Genomic DNA, 15051 nt, shown 5'->3' on the forward strand with positions numbered 1-15051 from the left:
GTACTAAAATATCGTAGATTAGGCAAAAAAAGTTCACTAGAATGATTGGTGAAAGCCTTCCTAGGGAGCTTCCAAGAGAAGAATGTGACAGATAGAAGGAAACCTGCTTTGAGGTAAAGGATCGCCTCATTGGACAGGATACTGAATCCCTAGTGGGAAATCTAAATAAAGGGGGAACTTTGTTTTTCCACAATTTAATTAAAAACAGGAGGGAAGAGGATGAGTTTTTTTAAAAAACAATTATTTATTTTTACTGCTATTTTTACCATGATGGCTGGCTTCTTGCTGCCATACCTCCATCATGCACATGCGGCTGAGAATTACATCACCGTAGATGAGGCGATTGCGAACAATTCGGGTACAGCTGTGGTGAAGGGGTATATTGTCGGTGTTACCAAAACCGGACCGTCTTATCAAACAACACCGCCGTTTACTGTTGAAACAAACATAGCTATTGCTGATCGTCCCAATGAAACAGATAAAGATAAAATTCTACCAGTCCAGCTGCCAAAAGGAGAGCTAAGAGATAACTATAATTTAAGCTCACATCCAGATTATATAGGAAAAGAAGTTTTTATTTCGGGAACATTAACGGCTTATTTTGGTGTTCCGGGTTTAAAATCACCAACAGACATCCGTTTTACTGAAGGCGGAGAGCCGGAAAATCCGGGCGATCCTTGGACTCCAACTGATCCACCGGCTGATGGGGTCAAAATCCACGAAATCCAAGGTGAGTCTCATACCTCACTATATAAAGGCCAAAATGTGGAGGATGTTGTTGGAATTGTCACCTTTGTAAAGGACGGCAGCAATTTCTATATGCAGGATCCTAATTCTGATAACAATCCAAAAACATCGGAAGGAATTTTAGTATATAAAAAGAGCCATGGCGTCAAAGCGGGTGATCTCGTTTCGGTTACCGGCTTAGTCAAAGAATGGGTGCTTGAAGGCTACAGTGATATGCTGAAAACGGACCTTGCCACTACAGAAATTGATGCAAACGCAGGAAACATCACCGTTCACGCAAAAGGACAGGAATTGCCGAAAGCTTTAATCATCGGAAAAGACATCAACCCGCCGACGCAAATTGTGGATAATGACCAATTTAGTGAATTTGATCCTGCACAGGACGGGATTGATTTCTACGAAAGCATCGAAGGTATGAGAGTTGGGGTAGAAAACCCAACAGCTGTTGCACCGCAGAAATACGGTGAAATTCCGGTTATTGTCGGCAAAGCGGCAGGAAAAACCTACACGACACCAGGCGGGGTGCCGATTACAAAGGATAATATGAACCCTGAACGGATTCATTTATTATTCGGCGACCGAAATTTCGTCTCGAAAACAGGAGACTCTTTTAATGGAACCGTAACAGGTGTTATAACGTACACTTTCCAAAACTATAAACTATTAACCAATAAAGATGACCTTCCGCCGCTCGTGGAAAGCGATTATCAACAAGAAGTAACGAACCTTGAGAAAAAAGAGGACAAGCTGACCATTGCCAGCTACAATATGGAAAATTATTCGAAGGCTGATTCTGCAAAGACAGATAAAATTGCCAAATCCATTATGAACAATTTAGAAACACCTGATATTGTGGGACTTGTCGAAGTTCAGGACAATAATGGGGAATCAGCTGGCGGCACAGACGCATCTGAAAACTATCAGGCGTTAATCGATGCCATTAAAGCGAATGGCGGCCCATCCTATCAATGGACCGATATTGCACCGGTCGAAAATCAGGACGGCGGTGTACCGAACGGAAACATCCGCGTTGGATTCATTTATAACCCTGACCGTGTCACGTTAAAGCCGGGCACTAAAGGAACAGCAACAGAGTCAGTCGGCTATGAAAATGGTTCCCTTACCTTGAACCCTGGCAGAATTGACCCAACAAATGAAGCATTTGATTCCAGCCGAAAACCATTGGCTGCAGAATTCACGTTTAATGGTGAAGATGTCATTGTCATTGCCAACCATTTTAATTCCAAGGGCGGCGACCAGCCGATTTTTGGAAAAAATCAGCCTCCGGTCTTAGGCAGTGAAGAACAAAGAATGAAGATTGCCGGTGTGGTGAATGGCTTTATTAAAGAGGTAAAAAGTAAAAATGCGGATGCCAACATCGTGGTCCTTGGGGACTTAAATGACTATGAATTCTCCAATCCGCTAACAAAATTAAAGGGAAATGAACTCACCAACTTAATTGAAAAAGTGCCGGCACCAGAGCGTTTTACCTATAATTATCAAGGAAACTCCCAGGTACTGGATCATATGCTGGTTTCCAATAACTTAGCAGACCGTGCAGAAATTGATATCGTCCATATCAACTCTCCATTCGTGGAAGCACAAGGACGTGTCAGTGACCATGATCCGGTTATGGCACAGATTGACCTAAAAACTGAACAACAGGGACCAAAACCGATTGACTTGACTATTCTGCATGTCAACGATACACATGCCCATGTGGCACAGTATCCACGCTTGACAACGGCAGTGAAGGAGGAAAGAGCCAAGGATCCAAATGCACTCCTTGTAGATGCAGGTGATGTTTTCTCAGGAACCCTTTTCTTCAATCAATATCTTGGAAAAGCAGATCTATGGTTCATGAATAATCTAAAATATGATGCTATGACATTCGGAAACCATGAATTTGATAAAACATCTGAGGAATTATCTAATTTTATAAAAGAGACACAATTTCCAATCGTCAGTGCTAATGTCAATGTGACCAGCGACCCTATACTGGGGCCTCTTTTTAAAAATGAAATAAGCACTGAACAGGCAGGCGGAAATATTTATCCCGCCATTATAAAAGAAATAAACGGTGAAAAAGTAGGTATTTTCGGCTTAACAACAGAGGATACAACATTCCTTGCCAGCCCTTCTAAACAAATTGTGTTTGAAAATGCGGCTGCAAAAGCAAAAGAAACAGTCGCAGCCCTTAAAGAGCAGGGCATTAACAAAATTGTGGCCTTGTCCCATTTAGGGTATGGACCAGACCAAGAACTGGCAAAAACGGTGGAAGGAATTGACGTCATTGTTGGCGGACACACCCATACAAAGCTTGAAAAGCCGGTTGTGATTGAAAAAACAGAACCAACCGTCATTGTGCAGGCAAATGAGTACCTCAATTATCTAGGTGTTCTAAAGGTAAGCTTTGACGAAAAAGGTGTCATCCAAAGCCAGGATGGCAGCCTGCTTGACCTTGCAAAGGTTTCAGAAGATGAAACAGCAAAAGCGAAAGTGGATGAATTTGCAGCACCGCTTGAGGAACTGAAAAAGACGGTTGTCGGACATACCAATGTTTTCTTAGACGGTGAGCGAACCAATGTCCGCACGAAAGAAACAAATTTAGGGAACCTAATTGCCGATGCGATGGCCCAAAGAGCGAATGAAATTTTACAAAATGGAACCACCATCGGGATGCAAAATGGCGGCGGAATCCGTGCATCCATTGACAAGGGCGACGTAACACTTGGAGATATTTACACGGTTATGCCGTTTGGAAATCTGCTCGTTACATTAGATTTAACAGGGGATGAAATCTGGCAGGCACTTGAACATAGTGTGGCTAAAGTGGAAAGCGGCGCCGGCCAGTTTATGCAGGTGTCAGGCCTTAAGTTCCAATATGATCCAAACAAACCAGCAGGGGAACGAGTTTGGGAAGTCGAAGTGAAGACAAACGATGGCTTTACGCCAATCGATAAAAAGAAAACCTACTCTGTTGCAACCAATGCATATGTGGCAGACGGCGGCGACGGCTATACCATGTTTAAGAAAGCTAAGGATGAAGGTCGTATCCATGAGCTATTGATTTTGGATGCTGATGTATTGGAAGAATACTTTACAAAAAATAACCCTGTTTCACCTGAAACAGAAGGCAGAATTACGGCAGCAGAAGAAATCAAATCAGGCTGGGTGGAATCTGGCGGCAGCTGGTACTACTTAGATGAAAACGGCGAAAAAGTAAAAGGATGGCTTGAAGCAGACGGAAAAACTTACTATCTTGATCCAGCAACAGGAGCAAGGCAGACAGGAAAAATTGAAATTGATGGTGTCAGCTATTCTATTGATGAAAATGGTGTTGTAAAGGAAGGCTGGCTTGATCAAGGCGGCCAAAGATATTATGTTGATGCAGATGGGAATAGGCTGACCGGTTTTGCTAGAGTAATAGGCAGCCATTATTACTTTAATCATAAAGGCCAATTAGAAACAGGCTGGTTTAAAGTGAAAGGTAAGCAATACTATGCTAATCCGGAAGGCGACCTGCAAACAGGCTGGCAGGAAATAGACGGCAGCAGTTACTATTTTGACGAAAATGGCATCATGCAGAAGGGCTGGCTGGAACTTTCAGATAAAGTCTATTATCTTGACAACAAAGGCGTCATGCAGACGGGCTGGACAAAGATTAAAGGAAAATGGTATTTCTTTGATGATAATGGAGTGCTCCAGGCAGACCGGACAAAAATGAAGAAAGCCGTTTAGGTTTGATAGATAAAGAGAGGATTGCTCATGCAGTCCTCTCTTTTTTAGTCAAATTGGGATAGATAGAATTTTGTAAAATAATAGCGAAATTTTTATGAAAATAGTAGTGTTACAAATTTCCTATATGTGCTAATGTTTGAATATATGGAAATTAGTATGCGGGGTGTGTAATGATGGCGAAACGTCTGTCTATTGGTTTAGTAGTTTTATTTTTAGTCATGATATCCTTTCCTCAAGTACAGAAGGCTGAGGCTAGTACAAATAAGCAATTAATTATCATTAATAAAAAAAGTAATAAACTTGCATTCTATGATAATGGAAAACTAGTAAAAACATATGCCGTGGCAACAGGGAAAACATCGCGGCTGACTCCGGAAGGAACGTTTTACATACGAAAAAAAGTAAAAAACCGTCCATGGTACAAAGGTCATATCCCAGGGGGGTCGCCAAGAAATCCATTAGGGAAACGATGGATGGAGCTAAGCAAACAGGAAAATGGCGGCTACCCATACGGAATTCACGGAAACAATAATGAAAGTTCCATTGGGAAGCACGTATCCGGTGGATGCATCCGGATGCATAACTGGGAGATCGAAAAATTATTCGACAAAATCAAGGTAGGAGCAAAAGTTAAAATTACTTCTTCGACCAAGACTTTTAACCAGCTGGCGAAGCCATTTTTCAAAAATGTAGATACCAAAGCGCCGGCAGTTCCTTCCGTAATTTCAGTTTCAGATCAATCGAAGAATGTATCTGGGAAAACGGAAGCAAAAGCAATGGTTACTGTGGCAATCGGGTCGAAGAAATACAGCAGAGCGGCGGATTCAAAAGGTAAATTTAATGTTGCCATTCCACGTCAAAAGGCAGGAAAGAAACTTATCATCACGTCCAGGGATAAAGCCGGCAATGTAAGTAAAGCGAGAAGTGTTGTGGTACTGGACCGGACAGCTCCATCCCTTACACTAAAACCAGTATCCGATAAAGAAAAAGTAATAACTGTCAAGACAGAAATAAACGCAAAAGTGACTGTTGTTATCGGAAAGTGGAGTTCAAAACAAATTCAGGCAAAAGCAAATAAAGAGTTTAGGATAGCCATTCCACAGCAAAAAGCCGGCACCAAAGTGAAGGTTATTGCTAAGGATAAGGCAGGGAACACCACAGCAAAAAGTGTAACGGTCTTAGATAAAACTGCTCCAATTGTGACAATTATACCTGTTACAGATCAATCGAAAGAAGTAATGATTAAAACAGAACCAGGTGCAGCTATTCATGTGACAATTGGTTCAACAAATTATACGGCAAAAGCAGTGGACACAAAAGGGACCTTTAAGGCAGCCATTCCACAGCAAAAAGCCGGCACCAAAGTGATGGTTATTGCTAAGGATAAGGCAGGGAACACCACAGCAAAGAGTGTGACGGTCTTAGATAAAACTGCTCCAGCTGCGACAATTGCCCCTGTTACAGATCAATCGAAAGAAGTAACGATTAAAACAGAACCAGGTGCAGCTGTTCATGTGACAATTGGTACTACAAATTATCCAGTAAAAGCGGTTGATACAAAAGGAACCTTTAAGGCAGCCATTTCGCCACAAAAGGCTGGTATTGAAATTAAAGTTATGGTTAAGGACAAGGCAAATAATCCAACAGTAAAATCGGTAACTGTGACCGCAGCTAGTGTTCCAAGTAAACCAACAACTGAGGAACATGCAAACTAATCTATTAAAACCCTTGATGAAATCCCTATACTAAGGGACTAGTCAAGGGCTTTTTATGTCAAAAATTATATTTTTTAAGAGGCACCTCAACTAACAACGAACATGCTAGAATGTTATTAATATAAAACCTAAATCTATTAGAATGATAACGGGGGAGTATTTGTGAGACCTACATTCACGTGGTCAATAATCCTTTTTTCCCTTTGCCTGATTTTTATGGTCCCAGCAGCCTCGGCGGAAGAAGGAAATAATCCGCAGAAAAAAATCAGTCCAAATGTTCTGTTTGCGGATAAAAATGAGTTTGCTCAACAGGAGTTAATTGTCAAGTTTACCCCGGAAACATCTCAAGAAGAACAGGCCGCCATACTGGAACACGCAAAAGTGAAACAGGATTCCCAATTATTAAATGGTGATTTTTCTACCGTTAAAGCACCTAGAGGCACTGATTTAAAGAAAATTGCCATCAGGTTATTAAAAAATAAGCAAGTCGCACTGGTTGAACCAAATTATAAGTTCAAAAAAACCTATATTCCAAAAGAGCCAAGTTATCAAAAGCAGTGGTATTTGGATAAAATTCAAATGCCAAAAGCATGGGATAAGACAAAAGGTTCATCTGCCATTACAGTTGCAGTCATTGATGACGGGGTACAGCAGGATCATCCGGAATTAAAGGGGAAAATAGTTGCTCCCTATAATGCTGTAAATGGGAAGACAAGTTACTCTCCGCAATTACATGCGACACATGTTGCTGGAATTATTGCAGCCCGCATAAATGGCAAAGGAACAACAGGAATAGCTCCAAATGTAAAAATAATGCCAATTAATGTTTTTAATGGGGATGAAGCTACATCGGAATCAGTTGTTCGTGCTATTAAATATGCCGCTGATCACCATGCAGACATTATTAATATGAGTATCGGAAGCCCGGGAACGAATCATGCCCTTGAATCAGCCATCAATTACGCAAGGTCCAAAGGTGTTTTACTGGTTGCGGCCGCCGGCAATGATGGCAGAAATGAATTAGAATATCCCGCAGCCTATAAGTCCGTATTAGCAGTAAGTGCTGTCACAAAAGAGGACAAGCATGCCTTTTTCTCTAATCGCGGCAATTATATGGATTTAGCAGCACCCGGGGTCGACATTTATTCTTCTATTACCAGAAGCAGCTATGCCCTAGAAAGCGGGACATCCATGGCTGCACCGGTTATTTCAGGAGTTGCCGCTTTAGTCCTTTCAAGGAACCCATTTCTAACCCCTTCACAGGTAGAAACGATTTTAAAAAAATCTACTGTTGATCTTGGAGCAAAAGGATGGGACTCCTTATATGGCTATGGAAGAATTGATGCCAATAAAGCGGTATCCAATACGGCTGTTCCCATTTCCAACTTAACGGTGCCCAAAACTTTTACCATGACAGGAAGGAATAAGGCTGGCATCGTGTTCAACATAACGGGAAATGGGAAAGTTTCACTAACCATCAAAAATTCCAAAGGGACTGTGTTAAGAAAGGTATTCACCAACAAACCCATTTCCAACTCGAAAAGCACCCTTTATTGGGATGGAAAAACGGACAGTAAAAGGTTTGTTTCTACAGGCACCTACAAAGCCGAACTAAAAATGACCAACGGCAGAAAAACCGTTTATAAAAGCACAGTTATAAAGGTTGTCAATCATACAAAGGCAGAGGTCCTGGTTTCTGGCAGCTTCTCTTTTTCACCAATAAGTAGAAAGGTAACCATTCCATATGAATTAACGCAAAAAGCTAAGGTTACAGCCATGGTAACAGACCAGACAGGAAAAGCTGTGAAGACCCTAATTAGTAAGAAATCATTATCCGCTGGCAGACATTCAATCGTTTGGGACGGAAAGAATTCAAAAGGGAAAACAGTAAAAGATTCTAAATACTATCTAGTTATTTCATTGCTTGACAGTCATAATAAAGCGGGAAAAACGAAAAAGGTGCCTATCATGATGGATACTGTAAAACCTAATGTGGCGCTAATACTAGATTCTAGATTGTTTAAAATGGATATTAAAACAAACCATACAGCAAAACTTGTTTTAAAAGAAACGGCAAACCTAATTGTTTCTGTAAAAAATGACAAAGGGATCGTTTTAAAAAAATTAATCAATAAGCAAGTAAAGCCAGGCACTGTGAAAGTAAGCTGGAACGGAAAAAATGATAGCAATGCTATAGTGCCAGAAGGGAGATACTATTATTTTGTTCAGGCAAAAGACACTGCCGGAAATACAGCAATAGTAAACAGTCCACGTCTGACTTTGCAGGATTGGCGCCTTCCAAGCGTACAGGTAAATAAGGATATTTACTTAAAAACAGAAGGTCTAGTGACCATTGAGTATCAGCTTAATAAACCTGTACTTGTCACCATTGGCATTTATCAAGGAGAGAACCTTATAAAGACTATTAAGACTGACGTGCGTGAATTAGCAGGAAAACAATTTTTTCAATGGAATGGAACAGATGAGGAGAACAAACTAGTTTTAGATGGGGATTATCAATTTCAAATAAAAGTTTCGGATCAATACCATTCAGCTCAGGGCTTTACTGGTACTATCCATGTTGAGTTAACAAAATGATATGGTGCTGATGAAATAAAAAAGGACCCTCTGTGTAATGACAGAAGGTCCTTTCGATTATGATTTAATATCTAATTGCGTTGCTAATTCGTCATGCAGACGCTGTTTTTCTGCATCTGGCACAATATAATAATAAATGCCGTTAATTTTTGTTCCGCTGCCTTTAACAGTCATTTGATTTACACTTCCAGCAGCGCCTCGATAGTTCTTTTGAATATCCATCATTTGGTCAAAAGTGAGATTGGTTCTAACGTTATTTCCAAGAGCTGCAAAGATTCCTTGGTATTTGGTCAAGGATGAAAGGCTTGCCCCTTCTTTCATAACACCCTGGATAATTTCACGTTGACGCAATTGACGGCCAAAATCGCCGCGAGGATCTTCATGTCTCATTCTGGTAAAGGCTAATGCTTTTTTTCCATCTAACGATACTTCTCCTTTAGGGAAATGATAGCCGCCCTGGGAGAAATCCAAGTCATTGCTTACCGTAATACCGCCTACTGCATCAACAATATCCTTGAAACCTTCCATATTCACTTTAAGATAATAATCAATCGGAATATCCAAGAAATTCTCAACGGTGTTCATTGACATTTCTTCATTACCAAAGGCATAGGCGTGGTTAATTTTATCCACTGTCCCTTTGCCGATAATTTCAGTACGGGTATCACGAGGGATACTTAACATTTTAACGGATTTCAAAGTAGGGTTAACAGCCAAAACAATCATTGTATCTGAACGACCTTTGTCACCTTTCCGCTGGTCAACACCTAAGAGCAGTACAGAGAATGGCTGCTGTTTTTGTAATGAAACTTCTTCTGGACGTTTATCGGACTTTCGATCTAGAGGCTGATGCATCGTTTCAACTGCATTTGTAAGAGATTTATAAACTGAATAGGCGTAACCGCCAATGCCAATTGCAAGTATTAAAATAATAATTCCAGTAATTCGGAGCCATACACGTTTCTTCTTCTTTTTTTCAGCTCTCATCTATTATTTCCTCCAAATATGAAAATATTGAACATGTAATAGAATAGCAGATTTCGTCGAAATTTCATACATATTTTTGAAATTGTGTTAAAAAATTATTGGATAAGTTGGAAGGAATTTTTCGCTGTAGTTGTTTTTTAGTAAGAATTTAGCCCTTTTTAGCCAACTATATTTAAAAACGAAAAATAGTAAAAAATATATAATAAATTGGATTTTTTTGCTAGAATAATAGAGATAAAATACTGTGGATATAGAAAAAGGATGGGGAAAATTGAAAATTGGACATGTTTTTAGGATGATTCTGGTGGTTTTCTTGATATTTTCGCTCATTTTACCAAGCTTCGACTTGAAGACTGTAGCAGCATCTGACACGGGATTTTCAACTAAATTATCTTCTGAATTAAAAAATTTCATAAAAAAAACTGGTGGTACAGTTACACTTCAATATAAGGATTTAACAACAGGTGAAGTGGTTCAAATTAACGGCAAAACATCCGGCCGTGCCGCGAGTACGATTAAACTGCCGCTTGCCATATACATAATGGAACAGGCATCAAAAGGGAAAATTAATTTAAACAAAAAGCTGAAATACAAAAGCTATCATTACTATGGAGGAAGCGGCATTATTCAGCATAAAAAAGTTGGAACCTATTTTACCATTCGGGATTTAGTCAAATATGCGATGATCTACAGTGATAATATTGCCTTTATCATGCTGAAAGAATATATCGGTCCAGGAAATTTTATTAAATATATGAAAAGCCTTGGCGGACAGTATGCGTATCCTAAAGGCCAGAATTTGACCTCGGCGAATGACTTGACAATCTATGCTGCCAAGCTGTATCAATTTGCGGGGAAAAGCTCCTATGGTAAGGAACTCGTCGGGTATTTGGAAAAGACCGTGTATAATACGACGATTCCAAGAGGGATTAAAGGAGTGCCTGTTGCCCATAAGGTAGGGATGATTCCAGAGGATAGAATATATAATGATGCAGCAATTGTTTATGATAAAAAGCCGTTCGTGCTGGCCGTTATGACGAGAAATATTTCATATGCCAAGTCACAAAAAGTCATCGCTGATTTGGCGGCGATTGTTTATAAGCACCATAAAGCAAAAAATGCAACTAAAAAGGGCGAAACAATAAAGAATATGGAAATTCGCTCGTACTTCCGGGGGAATATTAACTATTCTGAAATATACTCTGGAAGCAAGTTAATGAAAATCAATCAATATTATCCCTCAAGCAAAAGTGTTCAATATAGTTTTGATATGAATAGCAATGGGACTATTAAACATGCAGAAAAATACAATAAGAAAACTCATAAAGTCACAAGTCATTATGAATATTATCCAAATACTGTATATGGCCGGCATGGGGGAAACATCAAATATATATTTGATGTCAATTCTTCAGGGGATGTAATTAAGGCATCCAAAAGAGAGAAAGGAACAAAACGAATCCTTTCGAGGTATCAATATTATCCTGAAGCAGATTATGGCTCACATGGAATGATGATTAAATATATATTTGTTTTAGATTCTTTAGGACATGTGAAAAAGGCTTCAAAACGAGAACAGGGAACAAAACGAATCCTTTCAATGTATGAATATTATCCAAACACTGTCTATGGCACTCATGGAAAAAATATAAAATATATTTATAATTTAGATTCTTCAGGCCGCATAACAAAAGGTACATTTAGAGAGAGAGGTACGATGAGGATTCTTTCTTCGTATCAATATAATTTAAAAGTAGTTTATGGAAAACAATTACCTCCGGAAGTAATAGAAAAAGGAAGAAAGTAATCTTTATAGGCAATTTTAAACGAATATTATAGATGGGAGATTGTAATGAATAAGAGGTTATTAGTTTTGGTGTTAATATTTTCATTTACATTTGTATTTCTATCCCTATCCCAAAATTATGTTGTAAATGCAAAGGCGCAGGATACCCCTCCAACTGTTAATGAGGAGGAGAATGTGAGGTACACTTTTAATCATTCGGGTGAAATTACCAGTGCTAAAATTTATAAATATGGCAAACTTGTAAAGATACAAGAATTTTATCCGGGAACTACATCAGAAGAATCCCAAAAAAGAATTAAATATAATTTCCAACTTAATAGAGAAGGATACGTAATTAAGGCTCAAAATTTGGATAAGAGGACTCAAAAAATTAGCCGACAATACGAGTATTATCCGAAAACAATTTATGGTTCCCATGGGAGAAACATCAAATATATATTTGATATGAATTCACAAGGGTATGTAACAGAAGCGACAAAAAGGGAAAAAGGAACAAAGCGGATTACCGCCTGGTATCAATACTATCCGAAAACCGTTTATGGTTCCCATGGGAGAAACATCAAATATAAATTTGATATGAATTCACAAGGATATGTAACAAAAGCAACACAAAGGGAAAAAGGAACAAAGCGGATTACCGCTTGGTATCAATACTATCCGAAAACCGTTTATGGTTCCCATGGAAAAAATATAAATTATGTATTTATTATTAACTCTTCAGGGTACCTTACAAAGGCAGAAAAAAAGGAAAAAGGGACAAAACGAATTCTTGCATGGTATCAATATCAACCAAAAACTGTTTATGGAAGGCACGGAAGTAAAATTATAAGTAAAAAATTGAACGTGCCATTAATTGAACAAAGACCAGAACTGCCAACAGGCTGTGAAATTACTGCTGTTACTATGATGCTTCAATATAAAGGTGCACGTGTTAACAAGGTTTCGTTAGCAAAACAAATGCCAAGACATTCTTCTAATCCCAACAAAGGGTACGTAGGTAACCCATTTACAAAACATGGATGGACAATTTATCCTCCTGCTTTAATGAATTTAGTGAAAAAATATGCTGGTAGTTCAGTTAACCTAACTGGAAAAAGCAATGCCACAATAGAAAAGCAGCTTTTTAATGGTAAACCAATTGTTGTATTGGTTTCGCCTATGCATGGCTTTTCCATTCACGCGTTAGTTTTGACGGGTTATGATCAAAATTATTATTACTATAATGATTGCTGGACTGGAGAAAAAGGTGCTAAAATCAGCAAAAAAGAGTTTAATAGGATCTGGGGTAATCAAAGTAAAAGAGCAATATCTTATTAAACGTCAGGAGAAAATTCCCCTGGGCTTCAAATTGTAGAAATACATCGTGCCGACAACAAAGCTCCTTAATTAGTTCCGAATGCTCTGGTTCTAATTTGCATCAAATTGTAAGTTGTTGTGGTTACTTCTTAAGTGAAACTAATTCATTTAAAATCTCTAATAAATAAAACGGCTCAAAATTCACGTTTGAATTTTGAACCGTTTTTAATTTTTTATTCTTTCAAATTACTAAGAGATTTTCAGTGCCCATAAAGAGAAAGTAGTCTTTTTCTAATCTTTATTCGATTTAAAATCGTATATCAATTTTTAGGAAAAAATGTACTTTCTAATTATTTTCCTTACGAATCTTAAGAGCAGTCATAATAATGCGCTCCCAAGTATCTGCATAATCTTTCTGGTTAAATTTTTTTTCAACTTTTTTTAGAGCAGCTTTTCCCATCTTTATGGCTTTATTAGGTTCTTTGAACATGGAAATCATAGCTTCTGCAAATAAATCTATATTATTTTTAGGAACTAAAATTCCATTATCTTCATTGTCAATTAATTCATTCGGACCATATTTAATATCGTAACTCACTACTGGTGTAGCATTAGACATACTTTCTAGTATAGACAGAGAGAATCCTTCTGTTTTTGAAGCTAAAATGCTGAAGAGAGCTCTTTGATAAATTTTAGAAGGTGTATGGGTGTATCCATTTAATTTAATATTATTCATAAGATTTGCTTTTTGAATCATACCTTGCAGCTTCTCTTTTTCATCACCATCTCCCCAAAATTCAAGTCTAGCATCGGGGATTTCCTTTACAACGATTTCAAATGCTTTAATAATATGATCCAAATTTTTTATGGACGAGTACCTGCTAATAACTACTGCTAGCTTTTCGTCTTTATTTAAATCAAGACGACTAAATAATCCTGTTTTAATATTTGTTTTTATTGCATGAGGGAGAACATATAAATTGTTTTTTTTACCAAATCTATTTTCAATATCAACTTTTTGTTGTTCTGTAAGGAAAAGGGCTGCGTCGAATTTATCTAAATTTTCAATCCCAGTTTTAACTGTAGAAGCTATATTAGAATCGGCTTCAAATGGTTCAGCAAGATGATTGCTATGTAATCGCCAAATTTTAGCAGCATTCTTGTTTTTTACATTTATCACTAATATGTCTGTGTTTCGAGCATCTGCAACCAATATTGGGTTTTCAACATATTTAATAATACGTTCAATCCAATCTACTTTTAGCTCATCATCATTTTTATAAATCGCTTTAATAGTTCCATCCTCTCCAATCCAGTTTACTCGGAATGATTTTCCTGTTTCTGGATTCACCCATTTAGATAAATAAGCTTGAGAATTACTGTTATAAAAAACCATTTGTCTTGGTTTATTTGAAAAAAAATCCATAAAAGAAACTTTTCTAATTAAACCATATTCATCAAACACCTCTTTTTTTATTCTATATCTTTGTTCATTAAAATAATCAATGAAGTCTAATTGTCCATTTTCATGATATTTTTTATACTTTGTATAAAGTCCGTTTTCATATACTCTAAAAGCATTATGTCCGATATGAGGATCTAAATATCCAGATTCGTCAGGAACTGGTCTGGCAGTTAAATCTTCTTCTCCACAAAGCTCTTCATAAAGATTTAAAACTTTTACATTTTCGTTTAGCTTTCCAAGTTTTATTAATTCTTCACGAATTTGTTGATATCTTGTATCAAAATTAAATGTGAGGATATGAGTATCATAACCCATAGCTGCAAATGTATTTGCCTGTGCTAATGAAGCTTTTGTTAATCCTCCACGTTGTATATCCAAAGAATTTAATAAAAAAAACATCGAAGCTTTCATTATTATTTCTCCTTCATTAGAATGAATTTATTATTTTCCCTTTTTAGATAATATCACATTTGCTTATTTTTTTTCACTTTATCTTACCAATAAAAAGACAGCTCATCTTTTGCTGAAGAATATCAACAATGACTGCCTATTGCTTCAAGAGTCCTTAATCCATTGATAAGTAATAACTACAAAATGACGATGTCCTGTTTGCCTTGAACTGTTGAACCATAAATACTGTAAAAAAAGAAATCCATATTACTAATAAATTAATGGATAAATTATACTAATTAAAG

General features: G+C 37.7%; 7 protein-coding genes. 5 read left to right on the forward strand and 2 right to left on the reverse strand.

Features of this window, described 5'->3' with window-relative positions; translation table 11 throughout:
* Positions 1-219 precede the first annotated feature (219 nt).
* The 3 genes from M3183_RS04660 (at position 220) to M3183_RS04670 (ending at position 8801) form a co-directional block, all read left to right on the forward strand.
* The gene (locus tag M3183_RS04660) at positions 220-4488 is read left to right on the forward strand and encodes a 5'-nucleotidase C-terminal domain-containing protein (RefSeq protein ID WP_251467003.1); all 4269 of its coding nucleotides are present in this window, start codon (positions 220-222) and stop codon (positions 4486-4488) included.
* Positions 4489-4658: 170 nt separating this feature from the next.
* Positions 4659-6203, forward strand: coding sequence for an Ig-like domain-containing protein (locus M3183_RS04665; RefSeq protein WP_251467005.1), 1545 nt, complete (start codon positions 4659-4661; stop codon positions 6201-6203).
* A gap of 162 nt (positions 6204-6365) precedes the next feature.
* Positions 6366-8801, forward strand: coding sequence for a S8 family serine peptidase (locus M3183_RS04670; protein ID WP_251467008.1), 2436 nt, complete (start codon positions 6366-6368; stop codon positions 8799-8801).
* Positions 8802-8858: 57 nt separating this feature from the next.
* Here the strand turns inward: M3183_RS04670 and tagU are convergent, their stop codons facing one another.
* Positions 8859-9788 carry a polyisoprenyl-teichoic acid--peptidoglycan teichoic acid transferase TagU gene (gene tagU, locus M3183_RS04675; RefSeq protein WP_251467010.1) on the reverse strand — a complete coding sequence of 310 codons (930 nt, stop codon included), beginning with the start codon at positions 9786-9788 and terminating at the stop codon, positions 8859-8861.
* Positions 9789-10059: 271 nt separating this feature from the next.
* Here tagU and M3183_RS04680 point away from each other — a divergent pair, with 271 nt between their 5' ends.
* Both M3183_RS04680 and M3183_RS27415 read left to right on the forward strand, forming a co-directional pair.
* A complete protein-coding gene (locus M3183_RS04680; RefSeq protein WP_251467012.1) occupies positions 10060-11595 on the forward strand; it encodes a serine hydrolase in 1536 nt (511 codons plus the stop codon).
* Positions 11596-11640: 45 nt separating this feature from the next.
* Positions 11641-12912, forward strand: coding sequence for a C39 family peptidase (locus tag M3183_RS27415; RefSeq protein WP_396953695.1), 1272 nt, complete (start codon positions 11641-11643; stop codon positions 12910-12912).
* A 325-nt stretch (positions 12913-13237) separates the two neighbouring features.
* Here the strand turns inward: M3183_RS27415 and M3183_RS04690 are convergent, their stop codons facing one another.
* The gene (locus M3183_RS04690; RefSeq protein ID WP_251467014.1) at positions 13238-14767 is read right to left on the reverse strand and encodes a glycosyltransferase; all 1530 of its coding nucleotides are present in this window, start codon (positions 14765-14767) and stop codon (positions 13238-13240) included.
* Positions 14768-15051: the final 284 nt, after the last annotated feature.

The sequence above is a fragment of the Neobacillus mesonae genome (assembly GCF_023715155.1).
Lineage (GTDB): Bacteria > Bacillota > Bacilli > Bacillales > Cytobacillaceae > Neobacillus > Neobacillus mesonae_A.

What these genes read in the sequence shown, in the direction of transcription:
- M3183_RS04660 (WP_251467003.1), top strand. Translation starts at nt 220, where the DNA reads ATGAGTTTTTTTAAAAAACAATTATTTATTTTTACTGCTATTTTTACC.
- M3183_RS04665 (WP_251467005.1), top strand. Translation starts at nt 4,659, where the DNA reads ATGATGGCGAAACGTCTGTCTATTGGTTTAGTAGTTTTATTTTTAGTC.
- tagU (WP_251467010.1), bottom strand. Translation starts at nt 9,788, where the DNA reads ATGAGAGCTGAAAAAAAGAAGAAGAAACGTGTATGGCTCCGAATTACT.
- M3183_RS27415 (WP_396953695.1), top strand. Translation starts at nt 11,641, where the DNA reads ATGAATAAGAGGTTATTAGTTTTGGTGTTAATATTTTCATTTACATTT.
- M3183_RS04690 (WP_251467014.1), bottom strand. Translation starts at nt 14,767, where the DNA reads ATGAAAGCTTCGATGTTTTTTTTATTAAATTCTTTGGATATACAACGT.